The organism is Pseudomonas sp. R25(2017) (genome assembly GCF_002112565.1).
In the GTDB taxonomy this organism is placed as follows: Bacteria; Pseudomonadota; Gammaproteobacteria; order Pseudomonadales; family Pseudomonadaceae; genus Aquipseudomonas; species Aquipseudomonas ekonensis.
Map to the genome: position 1 here is coordinate 353247 of NZ_NEHZ01000002.1, position 24905 is coordinate 378151.

A 24905-nucleotide genomic window follows, 5' to 3' on the forward strand; every position below is an offset into this window, starting at 1 on the left:
AGGCCTGCAAGGCCAACGCCCAACGGTCAGACCGCCGGGAAGTGAATCCTGAACGCCGCCCCGCCCATCGGCGAATCCCCCAAGGTCAGCTTGGCGCTGTAGCTTTCGATGATGTCCTTGACCACCGCCAGGCCGATGCCCTGCCCCGGATGCTGCCGGTCCAGCCGCTCGCCGCGCTCCAGGATCCGTGCACGCTGATCCTGCGGCACGCCGGGGCCGTCGTCCTCCACGCACAGCTCGACCCCGGCCAGGCTCTCGCGCACGCTGATGCGCACTTCGCCCAGGCACAGGCGGTAGGCGTTCTCCAGCAGGTTGCCCATCATTTCCAGCAAGGCGCCCTGCTCGATCGGCACGTAGCAGTGCTCGGGCAGGTCGAAGGCGACCCGCACACGCTTGTCGCGGTAGACCTTGTCCAGGGTGTCGCACAGGCTCTGCAGCACCGGGCGCAGGCGCACCTGATGGCGCACCAGCCCGCTCTTGCGCAGGCTGGCCCGCTGCAGCTGGTAGCTGATCTGCTGGCTCATGCGCTCGATCTGGTTCTGCAGCACCCAGGCCTGGTCCCGGTCCTGGGGGCGCAGGGCCATGTCTTCGCTGACGCCTTGCAGCACCGCCAGCGGGGTTTTCAGGCTGTGGGCCAGGTCGTCGAGGGAGTCGCGGTAACGGCTGCGCTGCTGGCGTTCGCTGTGCAGCAGGCGGTTGAGCGAGCCGGTCAGGCGCAGCAGTTCGCGCGGGTGCTGTTCGCTGAGGCTCTCGCGGGTGCCGCTTTCGATTTCGTCCAGCTCCTGGCTGAGCCGGCGCAGGGCCTTGAGGCCCCAGGTCAGGCCGATCCACAGCAGCGCCAGCAGCACCAGCAACGCGGCGCCGAAGCCCAGATAGAGATTTTCGCGCAGGCCCTCCAGGGTGGTTTCGTACTCGCGCACCGGTTGCAGGGCAACGATGCTGAACGCCGCGCTCTTGCCGCCCAGCAGCTTGACTTCGACGTCGTAGACGAAGAACTCCTGGCCGTTGCTCTCGCGGATCCGCGCGAACTCGTTGCCGAGGCCGTCGTAGCGCGGCTTGTAGTTGATCTGCTCTTCCTGGGTCGCCTTGGAGCGCCAGACCAGATGCCCTTCGCGGTCGTAGATGTAGCCCAGCAGGCGGAAATCGGCGAGGTTGAAGCGCTCGTCCGGCAACTGCGTGGGCATCACCAGGCGGCCGTTCTCCACGCGGGCGGCGGAGATCAGCGTGGTGACGTCCGACGCCAGGCGCTGCTCGATCGAATCCTGCAACGCCAGGCTGAACGCGCCCTGCATCGCCGGCAGCAGGGCGAGCATGAACAGCACCGCCAACGTCGTGGCGGCGAGCATCAAGCGAACGCGAAGGGAGCGGATCAAGTGCAGCGCTCGTTGAACAGGTAGCCCAGGCCGCGCACGGTGTCGATCGGCTTGAACCCGGCCGGGCCTTCCAGCTTGCGGCGCAGACGGCCGACCAGCACTTCGATCACGTTCGGATCGCGCTCGTCGTCATCCGGGTACAGCTGCTCCATGAGGCGGTCCTTGGGCACCACCTGCTGATGGTGGCGCATCAGGTATTCGAGGATCCGGTACTCGTAGGCGGTCAGCGCCAGTGGCTGTTCATCGAGGGTTGCCTGCTTGCGGTTGAGGTCCAGCAGCAGCGGGCCGGCGACGATGGTCGACTGGGTGAACCCGCTGGAGCGGCGCAGCAGCGCATTGAGGCGCGCTTCGAGCTCCTCGAACTGGAACGGCTTGACCACGTAGTCGTCGGCGCCGGCGGCCAGGCCTTCGACCTTGTCCTGCCAGTTGCCGCGGGCGGTGAGGATCAGGATCGGGAACGCCTTGCCCCCCGAACGCAGCTGACGGATCAGGTCCAGCCCGCCCATGCCCGGCAGGCCGAGGTCGATCACCGCCAGATCGAAGTTGAACTGGCCGGTCTGGTACAGCGCCTCCTCGGCGTTGGCCACGGACTCGACCACATGGCCGCTTTCCGTGAGGCGGGTTTGCAGGTGATGGCGCAGCAGCGCTTCATCTTCGACGACCAACAGCTTCATGACCTTCTCCCAGTCAATCGATATTTCCGGACACAACAGGTGGAAGCCAGCCCGCCGGCGATGGCGGTCCGGCAGCCGACAAAGGGTCGACCGTCAGGACGCCATCGCCAGCAGGCTGGCTCCCACAGGGCTTTGCAGTCAACCGCGCCTCAGAAAGCGTAGTTGGCCGACAGGTACGTCTGGGCGCTGCTGGTCAAGTCCAGCGAGCCCTGCTTGCTGCCGCCGCGCTCGCTCATCTCGGTGCTGGCGTTGCTGCGCAGGTAACGGTAACCGAGTTCCACCGAGGTGTTCTGCGACACTTGCTGCAACACACCGAATTGGCCGCCGACGGCGTAACCGATGTCGCTGTCGTGGCTGAAGCCCGGGGAATTCTGGCTCAGCTTGGTCAGGCCGGCGGTGGCGCCGCCGAACAGTTTGGTGCTGTCGCCCACCGGATAGAACAGATCGTAGCTGCCGAGCAGGTTTTCCTGGCGCAGTTTAATGCCATTGTGCGAACCGGACACGGTGTCGTAGGTGGCGTAGTAGCGGCCCTGGCTGTTTTGCTGACCGAGGCGCACGCCCCAAGTGTTGTCCTTGCCGATCACGCCGTCGGCGTCCGGGTGACCCAGGTTCTCGTTCAGGGCGTTGGACTTCTTCACTTTGTCGCTGGTCTGGCCGAACGTCAGGCCGGCGAAGTTGGAGGTGGTATCGGCATGGGCGGCGATGCTTGCGCTCATGACGGTGAAGGCCAGCAGCAGTTTGTTCAAACGAGTCATCGGATGTTCCTCTTGAGTGCTCTTCAGGTATGGCGCAAGGTTAACGGCCCTCCCCTGTACAGCCCCTGAACGCTCTCTGAACCTGCGCTGAACCAAATGGACTAGGCTGTCTTGACCCCTTTTCTGTCAGGAGACCCGACCATGCGCCTGTTCCTCGCCCTCACCCTGCTCCTCGCCAGCGGTTTCAGCCAGGCGGCGATCAAGACCCAGGAGATCCCTTACCAGAGCGCCGACGGCACGAAGCTCATCGGCTACTACGCCTACGACGACGCCCTCAAGGGCCCTCGCCCGGGCGTGGTGGTGGTGCATGAATGGTGGGGGCTGAACGACTACGCCAAGCGCCGCGCTCGCGACCTCGCCGGGCTGGGCTACAGCGCCCTGGCCATCGACATGTACGGCGACGGCAAGAACACTGAGCACCCCAAGGACGCCATGGCCTTCATGCAGGCGGCGCTCAAGGACAGCGCAGCAGCGGGCGCGCGGTTCCAGGCCGGCCTGGACCTGTTGAAGAAACAGCCGCAGACCGACCCGCAAAGACTCGCGGCCATCGGCTACTGCTTCGGCGGCGGCGTGGTGCTGAACGCCGCGCGCCAAGGCGTGCCGCTGGCCGGCGTGGTGAGTTTCCACGGCGCGCTCGCCACCAGCACCCCGGCCGCGCCCGGCAGCGTCAAGGCGAAGATCCTCGTCGAGCACGGCGCGCTGGACAGCATGGTCACCCCAGACAACGTCGCGGCCTTCAAGGCGGAAATGGACAAGGCCGGGGCCGACTACCGTTTCGTCAGCCTCGACGGCGCCAAGCACGGCTTCAGCAACCCCGACGCCGACCGCCTGAGCCACGGCGAACATGGCGGCCCGGACATCGGCTACAACAAGGCCGCCGATGAAAAGTCCTGGGCGGACATGCAGGCCTTCTTCAAGAACATCTTCGGTTGACCCGAAGGCATCGCCGGCAGGCTCGTTCCGATGCGGGAGCGAGCCTGCCGGCGATGAATCCGCCGCCGGCCTTGAGCTGAGCACCGGCCACCCGGCAAAATGCCCCCATGAATGCCGACCCCCTGCTCCCCGCCTGCTGCTCCGCGCTCGACGCCCATTGGCCGTTGCCCACGACGCTGCCCGACACCGTGCTGCTGAGCACCCGTTTCGACCCGTCACGCCTGCTCGGCGATGACTTTGCCCGCGCCGCCATCGAGCCCCCTCCGAGCATCCAGCGCTCGGTGGCCAAGCGTCAGGCCGAGTTTTTGGCCGGACGCCTCTGCGCCCGCGCTGCGCTCCAGCAGTTGGAAGGCATAAGCGTGGTGCCGGCCATCGGCGAGGACCGCGCCCCGGTGTGGCCGGCGCACATCTGCGGTTCGATCACCCACGGCACCGGCCGCGCGGCGGCGATCGTCGCCCGCAAGCGGCACTGGCGCGGGCTGGGCATGGACCTGGAAAACCTGCTCGACGCCGAACGGGCCGAGCGCCTGGCCGGGGAAATTCTCACCCCGCCGGAACTGCAGCGCATGGCCGCCGGGCCCAGGGACCAGATCGCGCTGTGCGTGACGATGACGTTCTCGGTGAAGGAAAGCCTGTTCAAGGCCCTGTATCCGATCGTGCAGCAGCGCTTCTACTTCGAGCATGCCGAAGTGCTGGAGTGGACGCCGGAAGGCGCCGTGCGGTTGCGCCTGTTGACGAACCTGTCCGGCGAATGGCGTAACGGCACGGAACTGGAGGCGCAGTTCGGGGTGCAGGACGGGCAACTGCTGAGCCTGGTCAGCATTCCCTCCTGAAGGATTGAGCCTTCACTGACGCCATCGCCAGCAGGCTGGCTCCCACAGGTTCTGCGGTGAAAGGTAGGAACAGGCTGGCACAGCCGACGTTTCAGCGCCTGTCCCGCCGCCATCGCCGGCAAGCCGGCTCCCACATTGTCCGGTGCCATCCATCAAACGGTGGGAGCCAGCCTGCTGGCGATGACGCCGTTGAGGACAATCGGTGCAATGCCATGCCTGCAGACACTGTCACACAGTGTGGGAGCGGGCTTGCCCGCGATGACGATGGCACCGTCACCGCAGGACTCAGCGCCGTTCCTGATTGCGCGGCCAGCTCAGGCTGAAGCACGCCCCGCCCAGGCTCTTGCTCTTGCCGATCAGCGCCCGGCCATCGTGCCAGTGGATGATCCGCCGCACGATCGACAAGCCCAGCCCATGCCCGCCGGACGCCCGTGTGCGGCTGTCGTCCAGGCGCAGGAACGGGGTGAAGATCTTCTCCCACGCCGCCTCCGGCACACCGGGCCCATCGTCCTCGACGTCCACCCGGCAGCGCAGCTGGCCCACCTGATAGCTCACCGTGACCTTCGAGCGCGCATGCCGCATCGCGTTGCGCACCAGGTTCTGCAGCGCCCGGTGCAGGTAGCGCGGCTCGGCCTCGACCCAGGCATCGTCGCAATCGGCCGCCGACAGGCACAGCCCGCGCTGCACCGTGACCTCGGCGCGCAGCGGCGCCAGCTCGGCGATCACCTGATTGACCAACGCATCAAGGTCGATGCGCTGGAAGGTCAGCGCCGGCGAGCCTTGCTCCAGCCGCGCATAGGTCAGCATCTCGTCCACCAGCTTGTCGAGATCCTCGATGTCGTGGTCCATGCCTTCGCGGTATTTCTCCAGCGCCTGCGGGGTGGTGGCCGAGCCGATCATCTCCAGCCCGAAGCGCAGGCGCGCCACCGGCGTGCGCAACTCATGGGACACCGCACGCACCAGCTCGCGCTGGATGGCCAACAGCTGCTGCAGGTGCTCGGCCATGCCGTTGAACGCCGCCGCCAACTTGCCCACCGAGTCGGCGCCCCGCGCCGGCACGCGGGTCTCCAGGCTGCCCTTGGCGATGCGCGTGGCCGCCGCCTCCAGGCCGCGCAGGCGCCGTTCGAGCTGACGCACCAGCAGATAGACGATCAGGCCGATCAGGGTCAGCCCGAGGGCGGCGATCAGCACCAGCCATTCCGGTGGATAAGGGTTCATCTGGTACAGCGGGCCGATCTCCAGCACCCACGGCGTGCCGACCATGCCGGCGAACACCCGGATCGAGTCGCCGCCCTTGCCCAGCGCCATTACCGTGTCGCCCTCGGCCACGCGGCGGCTCTGGTCTTCGTCCATGTCGGCGTCCTGCACCGTGACCAGCCGCAGGTCGAAGCCGAAGCCCTTGTCGTCCTTCAGTTGCGCCAGCCGCTTGGGCTGGTCGCCCACCGGCACCCGCACCAGTTCGTCGGCCAGCAGATAGATAGTCGCCCGCGCCAGTTGCTCGCTGATCTGCTGCACGTCGCCGGTGAGCACCAGTTGCTCCTTGTCGCTGACCAGCCGGTAGACCCGCGCGGCGTGCGGCCCGGTCTGCTCCACCAGGGCCTGGCCGCGCAGCACGCGGGTGCGCTGGGTCAGGTCAAGGTCGGTCTGGGCGAAGGTCTTCAGCGCCAGGGGAATGCCCAAAAGCCGCTCCCACACCAGCAACGCGCGGTGGCGCTCGGTTTGGTTCATCGGCTGCAGGTTGTCGGCCATCAGCGAAAAGGTGCCATGGGCCAGGCGCTCGCGGTACTGCTCGCTGCGCACCTGATTGAGCAGGTGCAGGGCCAGCACGCCGAGCACCGCCACCAAAATCAGCGCGGCGCACATGCCGCCGTAGATGCGCAGGAAGATCGAATTCACAGCGGCAGTTCTGCGCAGGCTTCCGGCACGAACAGGTAGCCTTTGCTGCGCACGGTCTTGATCAGCCGCGGATGGTCCGGGTCATCGCCGATCTTGGGGCGGATCCGCGAAATGCGCACATCGATCGAACGGTCCTGGCCGTCGTAGCCGATGCCCCGCAGCGCGGTGAAGATTTCCTCCCGGGACAGGATCCGCCCGGCGTTGGACACCAACAGCCAAAGCAGGTCGAACTCGGCGCTGGTCAGCTCGATGCCGCTGTCGCCCAGCCAGGCCTCGCGCAGCGCGCTGTCCACCACCAGGGGGCCGAACTGCAGGCGGCGCGCCTTCTCCGCCGCCGGCTCCGGCGCTTCGCTGCGCCGCAGCAACGCCTGGATGCGGGCCAGCAGCAGGCGCGGGCGCACCGGTTTGCAGACGTAGTCATCGGCGCCCAGGTCCAGGCCCAGAATCTGGTCGGCGTCATCGGTGCGGGCGGTGAGCATCAGGATCGGCCCGTCGTAGCGGTCGCGCACCTTGCGGCAGATGCTCAGGCCGTCTTCGCCCGGGAGCATCAGGTCGAGGATCACCAGATCCGGCTGCTCCTTGACGATCCGCGCCGCCGCCAGGGCGCCGTTGCCTTCGATCTCCACCCGCAAACCGTTGGCCTGCAGGTATTCGCGGGTCAGTTCGGCCAGACGCTGGTCGTCCTCGACTATCAATACCTGCCAGGCTTCTTGCTCCACGGGTGACCTCTGCTTGCCGATGCTGCCGATAAAGGAAGGGGTTTCCCGGCGGGGAAACCATCAGGATCCTCCCGTCTTTTTGTCATGTTTGGGGAGGATAAGAATGCTAGCGCACGGGCCGATTGTATAAACGTCGACCGGCGAGAACACAAGTCGGCAAATGCGTCTGGACACGCTGCCTTTTTGTGATAGGGTTCGCGCCCTCAAAAATTTGCCGGCGTCATTTTTTGCGGCGGAAAACAGTGACAAACGGTCTGGCCCGGCAGGTTCGCGGCCTACACGCGATTTCTCGTTTTCCCACACAATTTACGCACAGGGTTATCCACAGGTAGTACGTTGCAATCCCTCCCCCAAACGCATTATCTTGTAGCCCGCGCGCAAAAAAACCCTAGATGTTGGGGTTGGCGCCCAAAACCCAAACACAAACCCGGCAGTGAATTCAAGGCTTTTTATTGCCATTGTCAGGTTGAACCAAACGTATTTTCAGAAGCCCAAACCGCGCCTGCGGATGGCAACCGTTTTTCAGCCGTTCACGGCGATGACGGTACGGGAGTTGCAGTCCGGAACTGCCCCCGGAACGGAATGCGGTTTCACGCGCACCGCGCGTGACCGAAGACTTCGGCATGGAAGCGGCGCCCACAAGGCCCCCTTCCTGAACTGTCCCGAAGTCGTTATGCCCGGCGCTTGCCGGCTGTAGTGCTTCAGGACGGAACGGTGGGCACCGAGACGGTGCCCAAACAAACATAGAGAACGTGGAGACACCCATGCAAACCGACACAACTCGCGAGAACCCGCAGGGCACCTTGCCGCAGGCCGCCGATTCGAATTCGGATCTGGCCGCCACCGCGCCTGGCCAACTGCGCGTGATCAAGCGTAATGGCACTGTCGTTCCTTACACCGATGACAAGATCACCGTCGCTATCACCAAAGCGTTCCTCGCAGTTGAGGGCGGCACCGCTGCCGCCTCGTCGCGAATCCACGACACCGTCGCCCGCCTGACCGAACAGGTCACCGCGACCTTCAAGCGCCGCATGCCGTCGGGCGGCACCATCCACATCGAAGAGATCCAGGACCAGGTCGAACTGGCCCTGATGCGCGCCGGCGAGCAGAAAGTCGCCCGCGACTACGTGATCTACCGCGACGCCCGCTCCAAGGAGCGCGCCACCCGCACCACCGCCGAAGCCCCGGTGCAGGCTCACCCGTCGATCCGCATCACCCGCGCCGACGGCAGCCTGGCGCCGCTGGACATGGGCCGCCTGAGCACCATCGTCAGCGAAGCCTGCGAAGGCCTGGAAGAAGTCGACGGCGAACTGATCCAGCGCGAAACCCTGAAGAACCTGTACGACGGCGTGGCCCTGAACGACGTCAACACCGCCCTGGTGATGACCGCCCGCACCCTGGTCGAGCGTGAGCCGAACTACTCGTTCGTCACCGCTCGCCTTTTGATGGACACCCTGCGCGCCGAAGGCCTGGGCTTCCTGGGCGTCGCCGAGAGCGCGACCCACCACGAGATGGCCGACCTGTACGCCAAGGCCCTGCCGGCCTACGTCGCCAAGGGCATCGAGTTCGAACTGCTGAACCCTGTGCTGGCCGACTTCGACCTGGAGAAACTGGGCAAGGCGATCAACCACGAGCGCGACCAGCAGTTCACCTACCTGGGCCTGCAGACCCTCTACGACCGTTACTTCATCCACAAGGACGGCGTGCGCTTCGAACTGCCGCAGATCTTCTTCATGCGCGTGGCCATGGGCCTGGCCATCGAAGAGAAGCAGAAAGAAGACCGCGCGATCGAGTTCTACAACCTGCTGTCGTCCTTCGACTACATGGCGTCGACCCCGACCCTGTTCAACGCCGGCACCCTGCGTCCGCAGCTGTCCAGCTGCTACCTGACCACCGTTCCGGACGACCTGTCGGGCATCTACGGCGCGATCCACGACAACGCCATGCTGTCCAAGTTCGCAGGCGGCCTGGGCAACGACTGGACTCCGGTGCGTGCGCTGGGCTCGTACATCAAGGGCACCAACGGCAAGTCGCAAGGCGTCGTGCCGTTCCTCAAGGTGGTGAACGACACCGCCGTGGCCGTGAACCAGGGCGGCAAGCGCAAGGGCGCTGTCTGTGCGTACCTGGAAACCTGGCACATGGACATCGAAGAGTTCATCGAGCTGCGCAAGAACACCGGTGACGACCGTCGCCGCACCCACGACATGAACACCGCCAACTGGATCCCGGACCTGTTCATGAAGCGCGTCTTCGACGACGGCAAGTGGACCCTGTTCTCGCCGTCCGAAGTGCCGGACCTGCACGACCTGACCGGCACCGCCTTCGAAGAGCGCTACGAGTACTACGAAGCCCTGACCGAGTACCCGGGCAAGATCAAGCTGTTCAAGACCATCCAGGCCAAGGACCTGTGGCGCAAGATGCTCTCGATGCTGTTCGAGACCGGCCACCCGTGGCTGACCTTCAAGGATCCGTGCAACCTGCGCAGCCCGCAGCAGCACGTGGGCGTGGTGCACAGCTCGAACCTGTGCACCGAGATCACCCTGAACACCAACAAGGACGAGATCGCGGTCTGCAACCTGGGCTCGATCAACCTGCCGAACCACATCGTCGACGGCAAGCTGGACACCGCCAAGCTGCAACGCACCGTGAACACCGCCGTGCGCATGCTCGACAACGTGATCGACATCAACTACTACTCGGTGCCGCAGGCGAAGAACTCCAACTTCAAGCACCGTCCGGTGGGCCTGGGCATCATGGGCTTCCAGGACGCGCTGTACCTGCAGCACATCGCCTACGGCTCGCAGGAAGCGGTCGAGTTCGCCGACAAGTCGATGGAAGCCGTCAGCTTCTACGCGATCCAGGCGTCCTGCGACCTGGCCGACGAGCGCGGCGCCTACGAGACCTTCGAAGGCTCGCTGTGGTCCCAGGGCATCCTGCCGCTGGACTCCCAGCAGATCCTGATCAAGGCCCGCGGCCAGAAGTACATCGATGTGGACCTGAACGAATCCCTGGACTGGGCACCGGTTCGCGCCCGTGTGCAGAAAGGCATCCGTAACTCCAACATCATGGCCATCGCACCGACCGCCACCATCGCCAACATCACCGGCGTGTCGCAGTCGATCGAACCGACCTACCAGAACCTGTACGTGAAATCGAACCTGTCGGGCGAATTCACCGTGATCAACCCGTACCTGGTGCGCGACCTCAAGGCCCGCGGCCTATGGGACTCGGTCATGATCAACGACCTGAAGTACTACGACGGTTCGGTGCAGCAGATCGAGCGCATCCCGGCGGAGCTCAAGGCGCTCTACGCCACCGCGTTCGAAGTGGACACCAAGTGGATCGTCGACGCCGCCAGCCGCCGCCAGAAGTGGATCGACCAGGCTCAGTCGCTGAACCTGTACATCGCCGGCGCCTCGGGCAAGAAGCTGGACGTGACCTACCGCATGGCCTGGTACCGTGGCCTGAAGACCACCTACTACCTCCGTGCCCTGGCCGCGACCAGCACCGAGAAGTCGACCATCAACACCGGCAAGCTGAACGCGGTGTCCGCGGGCGGCAACCACGGCGACGACGCTGTCCTGGCGGCACCGACCGCACCGGCAGGTCCTGCTCCGGTGCCGAAGGCCTGCGCCATCGACGAGCCGGATTGCGAAGCTTGCCAATAAGCTGAGCGCCTTCAGGCGTTGCGAGACGCCTGAACGAACAACCCCCGACAGACCTTCGGTTTGCCGGGGGTTTTCTTTGGGCGCAGGAAAAACGGGCCACAAAAAACGGCGAAGCCCCTTCAGGCTTCGCCGTTTCCTTTGCCGCTACGGGGCATCAGACCATGAACGACTCGGTCATCGCCTGCCCTACGACCGGAATGGTGAAGCTGTCACCGTTGGCGGTCGTGAAGGTCTCGATGGTGGCGGAACCGGCGTACCAGTCGGCCAGCACCACCGCGTTGCCCTTGTAGCCGGCGTTCCAGTCGGACGCCTTGTAGATGTAGGCATTGACGCCGTCGCTCGCGATGAACACATCCGCTTTGGACTGGATGTTCGACAGCACGACCTGATCGCCGCTGGAGCTGCCGTCATCCTTGATCACGAAACGTCCCCCCGTCCCGGTCACCTTGTAGGTGTCGGCGCCTTCTCCGCCGAAGGCAAAACCGTTGCCGACCATGATCAAGGTGTCTACGCCCGCGCCACCGAACAGCTGGTAGCCCGGCCCTTCGCCCACCATCGCGTCGTTGCCTTCGTCACCGTAGGCGATGCCGGCGTAGACCGTGATGCTGTCATTGCCGGCGTCGCCGTGCAGAATGCTGCCGCGGTCGTTGCTGGCGCTCCACATGTCGTCATCGCCGTTGCCGCCGAACAGCATGTCCGCTTCCGCCGGACCGCTGCGGTCAGGGCCGTTGAACGCAAACGGCTCGTACTTGCCGCCGTGGATCGTGTCGTGGCCGTCGCCGCCGCGGATCACGTCATTGCCCGCACCGCCATAGAGCTCGTTGTTCAGGGCATTGCCGGTCAACGTATCGTCGAAGGCCGAACCGTGCAGGCCTTCGATGTTGACCAGCACGTCGCCGGTGGCGTCGCCGCCGGTCACGGTGTTGGCCAGCAGGTCGATCTGCACCGCCGCCGAGCTGCCCAGGTACCAGGCCGCGTCGGCGCCCGCGCCGCCGTCGATGTAGTCGGCGCCCTTGCCGCCGATGAACGTCTCGACGCCGGCCGTGCCGATCAGCGTGTCGTTGAACGCGGTGCCTTCCCAGTTCTCGATGTTCAGGTAAGTGTCGCCGGCCGCAGCCCCGGTCAGCGGCTGGCTGAGATCCAGCGTGATGGCCGAGCTTTCGAACGCAAAGCTGACAGTGTCACGTCCGTAGCCGCCGTCGAAGATGTTGGCCTGGTCGTTGCCCATGAAGGTGTCGTCGCGACCCGAGCCGACGATCTTCTCGATGCTCTGGAAAGTGTCGCCCTTGGCGATCGCCGTGTGCTCGCCGGTCTTGAGGTTGACGACCACGCCCACCGGGCCGATGTCTTCATAGCTGACGGTGTCGAAGCCGTCGCCGCCGATGAAGGTGTCGCCGCCGTCGCCGCCCATCAGCACATCGTTGCCGGCACCGCCGGTGATGACGTTGTCCAGCGCGTTGCCCCGGGCCAGGAAGGTGCCGGTGCCGGTGTAGGTCAGACGCTCGATGCCAGCGTTCATGACGTAGAAGGCCTGGTTGGTGCGCACCTCATCGTTGCCGCCGTCGGCCAGCTCGATGATCGAGCCGAACGTGGCATTGTTGAGGATGTAGACGTCGTCGCCGGCGCCGCCCTGCACGGTGAAGGAGCCCGAGTTGGCGTTGCTGACGAATACGTCGTTGTTGGCCGAACCGATGATCTTCTCGATCCCGGTGAAACTGTCGCCTTCGGCGTCGCCGCCGGCACCGGTGCCGGCTCCGGCGCCGGTGGCGCCCAGGGTCAGGGTCACGCCCTGTGCCGACTGCGAGTAGTCCGCCACGTCGACGGCCGTGCCGGCGCCGCCGTCGAAGCGGTCCGCGCCGCTGCCGGACATGAACGTGTCGCCGTACTGCGAGCCGCGGATCAGCTCGATGTCGGTATAGGTATCCCCTGCGGCGATGCCGCTGTGCACACCGGTCTTGAAGTTGAGCGTGACGGCCGCGCCGCTGTCTTCGTAGCTGACGGTGTCGGTGCCGGCGCCGCCGATGAAGCGGTCGGCGCCTGCGCCGCCCATCAAGGTATCGTTGCCGGCGCCGCCGGTGATGATGTTGTCGGAGGCGTTGCCGCGACCGGTGAAGTTGCCGGTGCCGGTGTAGGTCAGGCGCTCGACCTCGGCGCTCAGCGTCATGTTCGCCAGCGTCGTGCGCACTTCGTCGTTGCCGCCGCCGGCGGTCTCGACGATGGTCTGGAAGGCCGGGCCGTTGATGATGTACAGGTCGTCGCCCGCACCGCCCTCCAGGGTGAAGGCCCCGGCGCCGGTGGTGAACACATCGTTCTGGGCCGAACCGACGATCCGCTCGATGTTGGTGAAGGTGTCGCCCTGGGCGTCACCGCCCTGCCCGCTGCCCGTGCCGACCGTGGTGAGGGTGATGTTGACGGCCTGTTCGGAGGTCGAGTAGTCGACGGTGTCCACGCCACCGACGACGCCGCCGTCGAAGATGTGCGCCTCCAGCCCGCTGACGAAGGTGTCGCCGAACTTGCTGCCGCGGATGATCTCGATGTCGGTGAAGGTGTCGCCGGCGGCGATGCCCCCATGGACGCCGGTCTTGAGGTTGACCGTCACGCCTGCTGCGGTGCTGTCTTCGTAGCTGACGACATCGGTGCCGGCGCCGCCGATGAAGCGGTCGCCGCCGGCGCCGCCCATGAGCAGGTCGTTGCCGGCGCCGCCGGTGATGATGTTGTCCGAGGCGTTGCCGCGGCCGGTGAAGTTGCCGGTGCCGGTGTAGGTCAGGCGCTCGACTTCGGCCGACAGCGTCAGGCTGGCCTGATTGGTGCGCACTTCGTCGTCGCCGCCGCCCGCCGATTCGATCACCGCCGCCGAGCCGTTGCCGTTGATGACGTAGACGTCGTTGCCGGCGCCGCCGCTGAACGTCGTGGAGCCGGCCGTCACGGTGAACACGTCGTCGAAGGCCGAGCCGTAGAAGCCTTCGATGTTGCTGAACAGGTCGCCTTGGGCGTCCCCGCCCGAACCGCTGCCGGCGTTGCTCGCCACGGTCAGGCTGACGCCCTGGGCAGAACCGGCGTAGCTCACGGTGTCGGTGCCGGTGCCGCCGTCGAAAGTGGTGGCGCTTTCATCGGCGACGAAGTTATCGGCGTAACTGGAGCCGCGGAACACTTCGATGCCGCTGAACGTATCGCCCGTGGCGATGCCCGTGTGGACGCCGGTCTTGAGGTTGACCGTCACGCCGACGCCCGAAACGATGTCTTCGTAGCTGACGGTGTCGATGCCCGCGCCGCCGATCAAACGGTCCGCGCCGGCACCGCCGATCAGCAGGTCGTTGCCCGCGCCGCCGGTGATGATGTTGTCGCCGGCGTTGCCGCGGCCGGTGAAGTTGCCGCTGCCGGTGTAGGTCAGGCGCTCCACTTCGGCGCTCATGTTCATGCTGGAAAGGTTGGTGCGAATCTCGTCGTCGCCTCCGCCGGCCATTTCGAGGGCCCCCGCACCGCCGGCGCTGTTGATGATGTAGATGTCGTTGCCGGCGCCGCCGGTGAACGACGCGTTGCCGGACGTGATGGTGAAGACGTCATCGTAGGCCGTGCCGATGTACGACTCGATGTTGCTGAACATGTCGCCTTGGGCATCGCCGCCGGAGCCGGTGCCGGTGGTGCCCGTCACGGTCAGGTTCACCGCCTGGTCGGACAGGGCGTAGCTCACGCTGTCGTAGCCGACGGCACCGTCGAAGGTGTTGGCCGACGCATCGGCGAAGAATTTGTCGTGGTAGGTGGTGCCGCGGATGACCTCGATGCTGTCGAACGTGTCGCCCTTGGCCAGCCCGGTGTGCTCGCCGGTCTTGAGGTTGACCGTCACGCCTAGGCCGGAGTTGTCGTCTTCGTAGCTGGCGGTATCGATGCCCGCGCCGCCGATCAGACGGTCCGCGCCGGCGCCGCCGATCAGCACGTCGTTGCCCGCGCCGCCGGTGATAATGTTGTCGCCGGCGTTGCCGCGGCCGGTGAAGTTGCCGCTGCCGGTGTAGGTCAGGCGCTCGACTTCGGCGCTCATGCCCATGCTGGACAAGCTTGTGCGGATCTCGTCGTCGCCGCCGCCCGCCAGTTCGCTGACACCGGAGAAGGTGGCGCTGTTGATGATGTAGACATCGTTGCCGGCGCCGCCGCTGAAGGATCCGCCGCCGGACGTCACGGTGAAGACATCGTCGTAGTCCGAGCCGATGACCACCTCGATGTTGCTGAACGTGTCGCCCTGGGCGTCGCCGCCGGTCCCGCTGCCAGCACCGCCTGCCATCGTGATGTTCACGGCCTGCTCGGAGAGGGCGTAACTCAGGGAGTCATAGCCGTTGCCGCCATCGAACGCGTAGACGTTGCCGTCGGCGACGAATTTGTCGTGGTAGGTCGTGCCGCGGATGACCTCGATGCCTTCGAAGGTGTCGCCCAAGGCCAGCCCGGTGTGCACGCCGGTCTTGAGGTTGACCGTCACGCCCGCACCCGATACGTCATCTTCGTAGCTGGCCGTGTCGGTGCCGGCGCCGCCGATCAACCGGTCAGCCCCCGCCCCACCCATCAGCACGTCGTTGCCGGCGCCGCCATCGAGGATGTCGTCGCCCGCCATTCCGCGGATCTGGTCATCTCCTGCGGTGCCCACCAGATTGTCAGGGCCGTTGGAGCCATTAATTACCGCCATTGCATCTTCCTTGTGTGTGTTGTGGAAACTACGGTGAAACAGGGAATGAAGCTTCCTGATTTCCATATCGCCAAGCCGTGTCCTGGCTCAATGAAGCAGGTGAAAGGGTTTTTGACACGTACGTGCCGGATGCGGCGGGAGTGCAAAAATCAAACCAAAAATCCGACGAACGGCAGTCAATTGTTCTATAGACGATTTCGGCAGGCATAAAAAAACCGGCGCCACTGGCGCCGGTTCTCTTGTTGCGATCAACCCGGATCAGGTCATCTGAATGATGGTCTGCATGATGGTGCTTTGGGTCGAGATGGTCTTGGCGTTCGCCTGATAGTTGCTCTGGCCCTTGATCAGGTCCACCAGCTCGTTGGTCAGGTTGACGTTCGACTCTTCCAGCGAGTTGGATGCCACTTCGCCCAGGGTACCGGTCTTCGGTGCGTCGTAGCCCGGGATGCCCGAAGCGTAGGTCTCTCTCCAGGCGGTGCCGCCGACAGGCTGCAGGCCCTGTTCGTTGGTGAAGCTGGCCAGCGCGACCTGGCCGATGGCCTTGCTCTGGTTGTTGCTGAAGTTGGCGAACAGGGTGCCGGTGCCGTCGATGGTCAGGTTGGTGATCTGGCCGGTGGCGTAGCCGTCCTGGGTCGGGATCGAACGGGCGGTGTCGGCGTTGAACTGGGTGGTCTTGGCCATCGAGATCGTGATGCCCGCCGGGTTGGCCGACGCGCCGTTGGCTTTCCAGACGCCGTTGGTCACGGTGCCCGGCACCCAGCCAGTGAGTTTCAGGTCGCTGCTGATGATGGCAGGGCCACCCGCAGGATCCGGAGTGCTGACCTGAGTCAGTTTGCCGGCGGTGTCGAAGGACATGGTCGAAGCCACCGGTGGGGTGGTCTTCGGATCGCTGCCGGTGGCGTCCGGGTTGCGGCCGTCCACCAGGGTGTAGACCTTCCAGGTGTTGGCGCCGGTCTTGACCATGTACTGGTCCATGACGTGGGAGTTGCCCTGGCTGTCGTACACCGGCGTGCTGAACGACTTGGTGTAGGTCGCGGTGTTGCTCGGGTCGAACTTGCCTGCCGCCACGGTATCGTCGATCACCGGCGCGGTGGAGTTCAGGTTGATGGTCGAGGTCACGAGCGAGGTGGACTTCGGCGCCAGGTTCGAGGTGTCGATCTTCAGGTCGGTCAGCACGCCGTTGATGATCTTGCCGTTGGCGTCCACACCGTAGCCTTGCAGGCGCGAGGTGTAGTCGGTGTTGGTGATGAAGCCGTCCTTGTCGACCTTGAACGTGCCGGCACGGGTGTAGGTGATCGAACCGTTGTTGCTCAGGGTGAAGAAGCCGGAACCGTTGATGCCCATGTCCAGCACGTTGCCGGTGTTGCTGATGTCACCTTGGGTGAACTGCTGGGACACGTTGGCCAGGCGCACGCCGTTGCCGATGACCTTGCTGCCGCTGCCCAGGCGGGTCGACGAGTAGACGTCGGCGAATTCGGCGCGGGAGGACTTGAAACCGGCGGTCGCGACGTTGGCGATGTTGTTGCCGGTCACGTCCAGTTGTTTGTTGGCTGCATAGAGACCGCTGAGGCCGATGTTAAAAGACATATTTCACTCCTTTGTGCCGGTGGGTCGGCTCTATATACCAATGGTTTGTACTTTGGACAGGGCGACGGTGCCCTTGCCGGACAGGTTGAGCATCAGCTCGCCGCCGGTCTGGCTGATCGTCACGCTGGTGACGGTGGCCGGCAGGTAGGTCGCCAGGTCCGTCGCCGTGCCGTTGATCGGGGCATTGGCCTTGACGGTGTAGGTGCCGGCGGCGACCAGGTTGCCGTCCTTGTCCTTGCCGTCCCAGGTGAAGCTCGCATTGCCTGCGGCGCGGCTGCCCAGGTCGATGGTGCGCACGGTCTTGCCGGCGCTGTCGGTGATGGTGACGGTGCCGCCGGCGATCGACGAGGTGACGTTGACCGAACCGGTCATGCCTTTGCTCGGGTCGTCGAGCTGCACGGTGTTGGTCTGCACAATCACGTTGCGGCCCACCAGCGACGAGGCCTGCAGGGCCTGCGACGAGTTGTAGTTGCCGGCCAGCGAACTGACGGTGCTGTTGAGGGTGGTGATGCCTTCAAGGCTGCTGAACTGCGCCAGCTGGGCCACGAACGCGCTGTTGTCCTGCGGGTCCAGCGGGTTCTGGTTCTTCAGCTGGGTCACCAGCAGTTGCAGAAACGCGTCCTTGCCCAGGGCTTTGCCGCCGGTCGAACTGTTGGTGGCCGAAGCGATGCCATCGGCGGTCGAACTGGTCTTCTTCGACGAGTTCGCCAGGATGTCGTTCAGGCTCAGGCTGCTGGTGGTATCGGTAACGCTCATGGCAGTCGCCCCTTATCACTGACCGAGGGTCAGAACCTTCTGCATCATGGTCTTGGCGGTGTTCATCATTTCCGCGTTGGTCTGGAACGAACGGCTCGCGGAAATCATGTCGGCCATCTCTTCCACCACGTTGACGTTCGGGTAGTAGACGTAGCCCTTGGCGTCGGCCGCCGGGTGGTTAGGCTCGTAGCGCGCCTCCAGGTTGCTCTGGTCTTCGACCACGCCCAGCACCTGCACGCCCTGGCCTGCGGCGTCCTGGTTCTGGAACAGGGAGTTGCCGCCGGAGCTCTGCTCGCCCTGGAACATGGTGGCGAACACCGGGTGACGGGCGCGGTAGGTCTGGTCGATGCTCGACGAGACGGTCTCGGCGTTGGCGATGTTTGACGCCACGGTGTTCAGGCGGGTGTTCTGTGCGCTCATGCCGCTGCCGGCAATGTTGAAAACGCTGGACAGGGACATGGATTACTCTCCGCGCAGGGCCGATACCAGCCCTTTGAATTTGCTGTTGAGCAGGGTGAAGCTGGCCTGGAAGCCGACCGCGTTCTGCGCGTAGTTCGACTGCTCCAGTTGGGCGTCCACGGTGTTCTGGTCGATCGACGGCTGCATCGGCGTGCGGTACATCAGCGACTCGTCGCCGTTGCCCAGGCCTTCGGCCTCGATGTGACGGCTGTTGGTCATGTTCAGGGCGAAGGTGCCGTTGGCGTTCTTCTGGCTCTGGGCCTCCAGCACCTTGGAGAAGTCCAGGTCCCGGGCCTTGTAGTTCGGGGTGTCGGCGTTGGCGATGTTGTTGGCCAGCACCTCGGCGCGCTGGGCGCGGAAGCCCAGAGCCTTTTCGTGGATGCCGAGCGCTTTGTCGAAGCTGATGCTCATGTCGGGAACCTTCAGGTGACCGGAGTTTTTCGTAATCGGGTTATAGCAAGCGGCATGCCAATTTATAAAAGCCCCGGATTACGGGGCCTTGCCGACCAACGGCAAGGCGGCAATGCCAGAAAAGCGGCAACGGGTTTCCGCCGCCTGCCGCTTTTCTGCCGCTTGAGGCACAAAAAAACGGGAGCCCTCGCGGACTCCCGTTTCTTGTGTCGCCATGTGCCGGTCACTTCGCCTGGTAGATGATCCCCGGGCTGCACTGCACCATCTGGTAATGGTCGGGCAGCCCGTTCAGCGCTTCGGAAGCGCCGAGGAACAGGTAACCGCCCGGCTTCAGCGTGCTGTGGATGCGCATCAGGATGTCTTTCTTCACCTCGGCGGAGAAGTAGATCAGCACGTTGCGGCAGAACACGATGTCGAACTTGCCGAGGCTGGCGTAGCTGTCGAGCAGGTTGAACGAGCGGAACTCCACCCGGCTCCTGATCGGCGCCTTGACCGCCCAGCGGCCCGGCCCCTTCGGATCGAAGTAGCGCTGCAGGCGATCGGCGGACAGACCGCGGCCGATGGCCAGGCTGTCGTACTCGCCGGTCTTGCAGTTGGTCAGCATGCTGCCGGACAGATCGGTGGCGACGATCTGCACGCCCATCTTCAGCTGGCCGATGTTGGTCCGCTCGAACTCGTCGATCGACATCGACAGCGAATACGGCTCCTGGCCCGACGAGCAGGCCGCCGACCAGATCCGCAGACGCTGGTTGGGGCTGGCCTTGATCGCCTCGGGCAGCACCTTGTTCTTGAGGACCTCAAACGGATAGGTGTCGCGAAACCATAGGGTCTCGTTGGTCGTCATGGCATCGACCACCTGCTCGCGCAAACCGCTGCGCGGCTGGGTCTGGATGCGCTGCACCAGCTCACCCAGGGACTTGATGCCTTGCTGCTCCATCAGTTTGTTGAGACGGCTCGACACCAGATACTGTTTGTTTTCACCGAGCAAGATGCCACAGGCTTTCTCCAGGAACACCCGGAACTGTTCGAAATCCAAATTACCCGTAGACAAATTGATGCCGCCTCTTAAATCGTGTTGACCGCCAGGGGCGAACGCCCCTAGCTGATATCTGCTGCTTTGATCCGGTCGACTACCCGGGATGCCAGGTCATCAGGACGGAACTTGGCTAGGAAGTCATCGGCACCGACCTTCTTGACCATCGCCTGATTGAACACACCCGACAACGAAGTATGCAGGATGATGTGAAGCTTTTGCATGCGCGGGTCGCTGCGGATCTCGGCCGTGAGGGTGTACCCGTCCATCTCCGGCATCTCGATGTCGGAGATCATCATCAGGAACTCTTCTTCCGGCTTCTTCCCTTCGTCGACCAGCTTGCGCAGGTAATCCAGCGCCTGCCGGCCGTCGTTCAGCGCCACCACCTCGACGCCCACCGTCTGCAGGCAACGCGTGACCTGCTTGCGCGCCACCGACGAGTCGTCGACCGTCAGCACCCTGAGCGACAACGCCTTGCTCTGGGTCTCGACGTCCACCACGCCGTGCGAAATCGCCTCCGGCGTCGGCGCGACTTCCGCCAGCACCTTCTCGACGTCGATGATTTCGACTAACTGATTGTCCACCCGAGTCACAGCGGTCAGGTAGTGATCGCGACCGGTGCCCTTGGGCGGCGGATGGATCTCTTCCCAGTTCATGTTGACGATGCGCTCCACCGAGCGCACCAGGAAACCCTGGGTCTTGGTGTTGTACTCCGTGATGATCACGAACGGACTGTTCTTGTCTTTCAAAGCCCCGGAACCGGTCGCCATCGCCAGATCAAGGATCGGAATGGTCGCCCCCCGGATATTCGCCACCCCGCACACGACAGGACTGGACTTGGGCATCAGCGTCAGTTGGGGACATTGCAGCACTTCCCGAACCTTGAACACGTTGATCCCGTAGAGCTGCTGACCGTCGAGACGGAACAACAGCAGCTCCAGGCGATTCTGCCCCACCAGTTGCGTGCGCTGGTTCACCGAATCCATTACACCAGCCATGCACAGACTCCTACGCCAACGCCAAGTGTTGTTGCGACGCACATTCGTTGCCAAACGGCACGGCGCTTGCTTTTTAACCCGTATGAACACTCAAACGACATTTTTTCGACGCCCGGCATCCCCGATCCGCAGATGGCTTTGCGCGGCGTCGGCCGTTTGCTTCTTTTTCGCTGGCAGCCCTGCCGTTGCTGATGCGGTTACCTTGCCTGACATGCTTATCGGCGTCACTCAAGGCTTTCTTGAATTCACCGTAGAAGACTATCTGGCCACCAGTCAAACGGAAGGCCGCTACGAAATCGAAGTCAACCAGCTCGACCCGCGCATGCGCATGCCTATGTGCGACAAGGAATTGACAGCCTCCCTGGAGAGTCCCGCACGTCCGCTGGGACGGGTGACGGTCAAGGTGCGCTGCGAAGGCGCATCCCCCTGGACGGTGTTCGTGCCCGCTCAAGTCCGCCTGTTTCGCGAGATCGTGACCACCACCCGTCCCCTCAAGCGCGCCGGGATCATCGAACCCCAGGACGTGACCTTGCGCGAGCGCGACGTGAGTCAGATCAACCAAGGTTTCCTGACGTCGGTGGATCAGGCGATCGGGCAGAAATTGACCCGACCAACGGTCGCCGATCAGGTGATCACGCTGGTGCACCTGGAGCAGGCGGAAGTCGTGCGCAAAGGCGATCAGGTGGTCATCACCGCCCGCAGCGGCACGCTGGCCGTGCGCATGCCGGGCGAAGCCCTGTCCAACGGCGGGCTCAAGGAACAGATCCGGGTGAAGAACCTCAATTCCCAACGGGTCATCAAGGCGCAGGTCATCGCGCCCGGCCAAGTGGAAGTGGCGATGTAGAAAACTGGCGCAGACCGCAGCCGTTCCCTAAACTGTGCCGCATCGGCAGACGTGCCGGCGCTTGCAGGCTCATTGACGAAAGGGCCTAAAGTTTTCCAGGGGATGGCCGAGAACATGGCAAGCGTCCAAATTCCCAGAGGTTTTTTTGACATGGTCATCGATTTCAGCCGTTTGAACAGCTCCTCGTCACTTACGGGCGGCACACGCACCAGCGCTCCCAAGGAAACCGCCGAAACCGGCGCTTCCGCACCGCTGAACGCCCCGGCCGAACAGGCCACTGCCGCAAAAAGCGGGGAATCGGTACACCTCAGCAATGAGGCTCAACAGTTGCAGAAGATCACTGACAAGCTGCGCGACCAGCCCGTCGTCGACAAAGGCCGGGTGGCCGAGTTGAAGGCGGCGATCGCCGATGGCAGCTACAAGGTCGACAGCAACCGTGTAGCCAGCAAACTGCTCAACTTCGAAGCCCAGCGCTAGGCCCCGGTCTGCGCCAGGCTTTTGGACGCTTAAAACCCAAGGCCAGCCATGCACGACACAACTTTATTGCAACTGATCATCGACGACTTTGCTCCAGCTCAACAATTGCTGGAGTTGCTGCAAAGCGAGTACCTCGCCCTGCACGGTCGCGACATGCCGCTGCTGGAAGAAATTCTGGCGAGCAAGCAGGCGTTGATCATTCTGCTCGAACAGCATGGCCGCAAGCGCAGCGAGATCCTCGCCAGCCTCAACCTGCCCGCTGACCGCCAAGGCCTGGAGCAACTGGCCAGCCAATCGAGCGTCGGCGACCGGCTGCTGTCCCAGAGCGACGTGCTGACCGACCTGATCGCCCAGTGCCACGCCGCCAACCTCAAGAACGGCCAGTCGATCCGGATCCAGCAGGCCGCCACGGCCAACCAGCTGAAGATCCTCACCGGCGGCGAGCCTCCCGCGCTCTACGATGCCAGCGGCGCCTTCGCGAACCTGCAGAAACCACGCGCACTCAGCCAGGCGTGAGCCCTTCCATGCCGGCGCCCTATCAACACGTGAAACATGCTGGCAAAATGCTGGCTAGCCGTAGTCAAATTTTGTCTGGAGATTGATTCAACGTGTCCAATGCCCTCAGCGCGGATGATGCTCCGCAGCCACCCAAGGTGCTCACCACGCCCCTGGAGATCTCCAGCAACCTGCGCCAGCTGCAAGAAAGCCACGACCCTTTGATCATCACGTTCCTGGAGCGCAGCCAGCGCTTTCAGAGCTACCTGATCAAGGTCGACCGTGACAGCGGCACCATCGCCCTGGACGAAATGATCCCGCGCGACGGCGAGCGTTTCCTCCAGGCCGGCGAGCCGTTCAAGGTCGAAGGCTTCCACGAGGGCGTACGCATCGCCTGGGAATGCAGCACCCCGCTGACCATCGAAGAATCCGCAGGCGACCGCTTCTACAGCGGCGCCATGCCGACCGAAGTGGTCTACCACCAGCGCCGCAACGCCTTTCGCGCGGCCCTGAAGCTGACCGACCTGGTCAATGTCGAACTGGGCGGCGAAAAGCTCAAGTCGCCCCTCTCCGGCAAACTGCTCGACATTTCCGCCACCGGCTGCAAGCTGCGCTTCGAAGGCGACATCACCGGGCGCCTGCAACTGGGCCAGGTCTACGACCGCCTGATCGCTCCCCCGCTGTTCGGCAACCAGTCGGCCTCGGTCGAACTGCGCTACCTGCATTTCGAAGAAAAGCTCAACATGACCTTCGCCGGCCTGCGCTTTCACAACATCAGCGGCCCGGCGGCGCGCAACGTCGAGCGTTTCGTCTACCAACTGCAGCGCGAGGCCCGTCGTTTCGACAAGGACGACTTCTGACCGTCAGGCCAGCGCCATGAAAAACGGGCAGTCACTCAGGGTGACTGCCCGTTTTTCGTTGCGGCAAAGGAAAGGGCCCGTCAGGGCTTGGCAGGCTCGGCGTCCGCCTCGGCAGGCACATCCCCCGCCGCTGCCGGATCGGCATCCGCCGCAGGCTCCGGGCTGACCGAACTGTGCATCTGCTCCTGCACCACCTGCTCGTCCACGCGCGGGTCAAGGGCCGCCACCAGCGGCGAGCTGGACATGCTGTCAGGCATCGCCACGTGATGCAGCGGCGCGTCGTCGACCTGATGCAGGTTGGTCACGGCCTTCGGCCGGATCCGCCACACCAGCACCAGCGCAAAGAACGTGAAGAACGCATACAGGCTCTGGCTGCCGAACAGCTTCATCAGCACCCCTGCCGCCAGCGGACCGATGCTCGCGCCCACGCCGTAGGTCACCAGCAGCATCGCCGTCAGCGACACCCGCCGCTCGCTCTCGACATGGTCGTTGGAAAACGCCACCGCCAACGGGTACAGGCAGAACTGCACCAGCGAACACAGGAAGCCGACGATGAACAACACCTCCAAAGGCACCTGCGGCAGGATCGCCAGGGGCAACGCGGCCACCGCCAGCACCAAGGCAAAACTGCGGATCAGCAACGCCCGGTCGTAACGATCCGACAGCCAGCCCAACGGCCACTGCACCAGCAGCCCGGCGAAGATGCAGCTACCCATGAACAGACCGACCTGCTCGGTGGACAGCCCCTGCTGCGAGGCGTACAGCGGCGCCAGGCCGTAGAACGAACCGATGATCAGCCCCGCCCCCAGCACCGTGCTCAGCGACTGTGGCACGCGCTTGATGAAGAAGCGCGGTTCCATCGGCGCCGGGTGCAGCGGCGCGGGGTGAATCCGCCGGGTCAGGGCCACCGGCACCAGGCACAGGGCAAAGCACAGCGCCACCAGCATCAACAGCTCCGGGCCCAAGCCCGGATGCATCACCAGGATCAGTTGGCCCAGCACCAGCCCCAGGTACGAGGCGATCATGTAGCCGCTGAAGACCAGGCCGCGCTGGTTGGCGTCGGCCTGCTCGTTGAGCCAGCTCTCGATGACCATGTACTGGCACATCATGCCGAGGCCGACGATGGTCCTGAGCACCAGCCACGCCGGCAGCCAGTCCACCAGGCCATGGCCCAGCACCGCCGCACCGACGATCCCGGCGCACGCGGAATAGGCGCGGATATGCCCGACCCGGGCGATCAGCCGGTGGCCGATCTTGCCGCCCAGCACCAGGCCGAAATAGTTGGCCGCCATCAACGCACCGACCCACAGTCCGTCGACATGGTCGGCCGCCAGGCGCAAAGCCAGATAAGTGGAAAGGAGGCCCGAACCGATCAGCATCATCAGCGAGGCGAAATACAGCGCTCGAAAGGATTTCCAGATTTGGCGCATCGGCGTTCCGAGCGGCTCCTTGCGGTAAGTGT

20 protein-coding genes are annotated in these 24905 nt (G+C 64.3%); 7 read left to right on the forward strand and 13 right to left on the reverse strand.

From position 1 onward, the window contains the following. Positions 1 to 26: 26 nt before the first annotated feature. The 3 genes from CAG31_RS04140 to CAG31_RS04150 form a co-directional block, all read right to left on the reverse strand. Positions 27 to 1373 (reverse strand): ATP-binding protein, encoded by a 1347-nt coding sequence (locus CAG31_RS04140; protein ID WP_085578197.1) that lies wholly within the window; start codon positions 1371 to 1373, stop codon positions 27 to 29. Further along, positions 1370 to 2047 carry a response regulator transcription factor gene (locus CAG31_RS04145; RefSeq protein WP_085578198.1) on the reverse strand — a complete coding sequence of 226 codons (678 nt, stop codon included), beginning with the start codon at positions 2045 to 2047 and terminating at the stop codon, positions 1370 to 1372. The genes CAG31_RS04140 and CAG31_RS04145 overlap by 4 nt, the downstream gene beginning before the upstream one ends. A gap of 149 nt (positions 2048 to 2196) precedes the next feature. Next, positions 2197 to 2802 carry a hypothetical protein gene (locus CAG31_RS04150; RefSeq protein ID WP_085578199.1) on the reverse strand — a complete coding sequence of 202 codons (606 nt, stop codon included), beginning with the start codon at positions 2800 to 2802 and terminating at the stop codon, positions 2197 to 2199. Positions 2803 to 2943: 141 nt separating this feature from the next. Here CAG31_RS04150 and CAG31_RS04155 point away from each other — a divergent pair, with 141 nt between their 5' ends. Both CAG31_RS04155 and CAG31_RS04160 read left to right on the forward strand, forming a co-directional pair. Further along, positions 2944 to 3735, forward strand: a complete 792-nt coding sequence (locus CAG31_RS04155) for a dienelactone hydrolase family protein (protein WP_085578200.1) — start codon at positions 2944 to 2946, stop codon at positions 3733 to 3735. Between the two features lie 107 nt (positions 3736 to 3842). Continuing rightward, on the forward strand, positions 3843 to 4568 hold the full coding sequence (locus CAG31_RS04160; RefSeq protein WP_085578201.1) for a 4'-phosphopantetheinyl transferase: 726 nt from the start codon (positions 3843 to 3845) through the stop codon (positions 4566 to 4568). 285 nt (positions 4569 to 4853) lie between these two features. Here the strand turns inward: CAG31_RS04160 and CAG31_RS04165 are convergent, their stop codons facing one another. Together CAG31_RS04165 and CAG31_RS04170 are read right to left on the reverse strand one after the other, a co-directional pair. Next, positions 4854 to 6464, reverse strand: a complete 1611-nt coding sequence (locus CAG31_RS04165) for an ATP-binding protein (protein ID WP_085578202.1) — start codon at positions 6462 to 6464, stop codon at positions 4854 to 4856. After that, the gene (locus CAG31_RS04170) at positions 6461 to 7183 is read right to left on the reverse strand and encodes a response regulator (RefSeq protein ID WP_085578203.1); all 723 of its coding nucleotides are present in this window, start codon (positions 7181 to 7183) and stop codon (positions 6461 to 6463) included. The genes CAG31_RS04165 and CAG31_RS04170 overlap by 4 nt, the downstream gene beginning before the upstream one ends. A 764-nt stretch (positions 7184 to 7947) precedes the next feature. Here CAG31_RS04170 and CAG31_RS04175 point away from each other — a divergent pair. Continuing rightward, positions 7948 to 10851: a ribonucleoside-diphosphate reductase subunit alpha gene (locus CAG31_RS04175; protein WP_085578204.1), complete on the forward strand. Its 2904-nt coding sequence runs from the start codon at positions 7948 to 7950 to the stop codon at positions 10849 to 10851. Between the two features lie 154 nt (positions 10852 to 11005). Here CAG31_RS04175 and CAG31_RS04180 read toward each other — a convergent pair whose 3' ends face one another. The 7 genes from CAG31_RS04180 to CAG31_RS04210 form a co-directional block, all read right to left on the reverse strand. Continuing rightward, positions 11006 to 15523, reverse strand: a complete 4518-nt coding sequence (locus tag CAG31_RS04180) for a calcium-binding protein (protein WP_256575492.1) — start codon at positions 15521 to 15523, stop codon at positions 11006 to 11008. Positions 15524 to 15781: 258 nt separating this feature from the next. Beyond that, a complete protein-coding gene (flgE, locus tag CAG31_RS04185; protein ID WP_085578205.1) occupies positions 15782 to 17110 on the reverse strand; it encodes a flagellar hook protein FlgE in 1329 nt (442 codons plus the stop codon). A 30-nt stretch (positions 17111 to 17140) separates the two neighbouring features. Beyond that, entirely contained in the window at positions 17141 to 17866 is a 726-nt protein-coding gene (gene flgD, locus CAG31_RS04190) for a flagellar hook assembly protein FlgD (protein ID WP_085578206.1), read from the reverse strand. A gap of 15 nt (positions 17867 to 17881) precedes the next feature. Further along, the gene (gene flgC / locus CAG31_RS04195) at positions 17882 to 18325 is read right to left on the reverse strand and encodes a flagellar basal body rod protein FlgC (RefSeq protein WP_085578207.1); all 444 of its coding nucleotides are present in this window, start codon (positions 18323 to 18325) and stop codon (positions 17882 to 17884) included. A 3-nt stretch (positions 18326 to 18328) separates the two neighbouring features. Then, positions 18329 to 18736 carry a flagellar basal body rod protein FlgB gene (gene flgB, locus CAG31_RS04200; protein WP_085578208.1) on the reverse strand — a complete coding sequence of 136 codons (408 nt, stop codon included), beginning with the start codon at positions 18734 to 18736 and terminating at the stop codon, positions 18329 to 18331. 223 nt (positions 18737 to 18959) lie between these two features. After that, positions 18960 to 19787, reverse strand: a complete 828-nt coding sequence (gene cheR / locus CAG31_RS04205; RefSeq protein ID WP_085578209.1) for a protein-glutamate O-methyltransferase CheR — start codon at positions 19785 to 19787, stop codon at positions 18960 to 18962. Positions 19788 to 19834: 47 nt separating this feature from the next. Beyond that, entirely contained in the window at positions 19835 to 20767 is a 933-nt protein-coding gene (locus tag CAG31_RS04210) for a chemotaxis protein CheV (RefSeq protein WP_085578210.1), read from the reverse strand. Positions 20768 to 20849: 82 nt separating this feature from the next. On the opposite strand from CAG31_RS04210, the gene flgA reads away from it, so the two are divergent. The 4 genes from flgA (at position 20850) to CAG31_RS04230 (ending at position 23443) form a co-directional block, all read left to right on the forward strand. Next, positions 20850 to 21611 carry a flagellar basal body P-ring formation chaperone FlgA gene (flgA, locus tag CAG31_RS04215; RefSeq protein WP_085578211.1) on the forward strand — a complete coding sequence of 254 codons (762 nt, stop codon included), beginning with the start codon at positions 20850 to 20852 and terminating at the stop codon, positions 21609 to 21611. 150 nt (positions 21612 to 21761) lie between these two features. Beyond that, on the forward strand, positions 21762 to 22088 hold the full coding sequence (gene flgM / locus CAG31_RS04220) for a flagellar biosynthesis anti-sigma factor FlgM (RefSeq protein ID WP_085578212.1): 327 nt from the start codon (positions 21762 to 21764) through the stop codon (positions 22086 to 22088). 48 nt (positions 22089 to 22136) lie between these two features. Continuing rightward, positions 22137 to 22604 carry a flagella synthesis protein FlgN gene (locus tag CAG31_RS04225; protein ID WP_085578213.1) on the forward strand — a complete coding sequence of 156 codons (468 nt, stop codon included), beginning with the start codon at positions 22137 to 22139 and terminating at the stop codon, positions 22602 to 22604. Positions 22605 to 22696: 92 nt separating this feature from the next. Next, a complete protein-coding gene (locus CAG31_RS04230; protein WP_085578214.1) occupies positions 22697 to 23443 on the forward strand; it encodes a flagellar brake protein in 747 nt (248 codons plus the stop codon). A gap of 80 nt (positions 23444 to 23523) precedes the next feature. Here the strand turns inward: CAG31_RS04230 and CAG31_RS04235 are convergent, their stop codons facing one another. Then, on the reverse strand, positions 23524 to 24873 hold the full coding sequence (locus tag CAG31_RS04235) for an MFS transporter (protein ID WP_085578215.1): 1350 nt from the start codon (positions 24871 to 24873) through the stop codon (positions 23524 to 23526). Positions 24874 to 24905 lie beyond the last annotated feature (32 nt).

Bases quoted from the DNA above. Each gene is read 5' to 3' on its own strand.
- CAG31_RS04145 (WP_085578198.1), bottom strand. From the start codon at position 2,047: ATGAAGCTGTTGGTCGTCGAAGATGAAGCGCTGCTGCGCCATCACCTG.
- CAG31_RS04150 (WP_085578199.1), bottom strand. From the start codon at position 2,802: ATGACTCGTTTGAACAAACTGCTGCTGGCCTTCACCGTCATGAGCGCA.
- CAG31_RS04155 (WP_085578200.1), top strand. From the start codon at position 2,944: ATGCGCCTGTTCCTCGCCCTCACCCTGCTCCTCGCCAGCGGTTTCAGC.
- CAG31_RS04160 (WP_085578201.1), top strand. From the start codon at position 3,843: ATGAATGCCGACCCCCTGCTCCCCGCCTGCTGCTCCGCGCTCGACGCC.
- CAG31_RS04175 (WP_085578204.1), top strand. From the start codon at position 7,948: ATGCAAACCGACACAACTCGCGAGAACCCGCAGGGCACCTTGCCGCAG.
- CAG31_RS04180 (WP_256575492.1), bottom strand. From the start codon at position 15,523: ATGGCGGTAATTAATGGCTCCAACGGCCCTGACAATCTGGTGGGCACC.
- flgE (WP_085578205.1), bottom strand. From the start codon at position 17,110: ATGTCTTTTAACATCGGCCTCAGCGGTCTCTATGCAGCCAACAAACAA.
- flgD (WP_085578206.1), bottom strand. From the start codon at position 17,866: ATGAGCGTTACCGATACCACCAGCAGCCTGAGCCTGAACGACATCCTG.
- flgC (WP_085578207.1), bottom strand. From the start codon at position 18,325: ATGTCCCTGTCCAGCGTTTTCAACATTGCCGGCAGCGGCATGAGCGCA.
- flgB (WP_085578208.1), bottom strand. From the start codon at position 18,736: ATGAGCATCAGCTTCGACAAAGCGCTCGGCATCCACGAAAAGGCTCTG.
- CAG31_RS04210 (WP_085578210.1), bottom strand. From the start codon at position 20,767: ATGGCTGGTGTAATGGATTCGGTGAACCAGCGCACGCAACTGGTGGGG.
- flgA (WP_085578211.1), top strand. From the start codon at position 20,850: ATGAACACTCAAACGACATTTTTTCGACGCCCGGCATCCCCGATCCGC.
- flgM (WP_085578212.1), top strand. From the start codon at position 21,762: ATGGTCATCGATTTCAGCCGTTTGAACAGCTCCTCGTCACTTACGGGC.
- CAG31_RS04225 (WP_085578213.1), top strand. From the start codon at position 22,137: ATGCACGACACAACTTTATTGCAACTGATCATCGACGACTTTGCTCCA.
- CAG31_RS04235 (WP_085578215.1), bottom strand. From the start codon at position 24,873: ATGCGCCAAATCTGGAAATCCTTTCGAGCGCTGTATTTCGCCTCGCTG.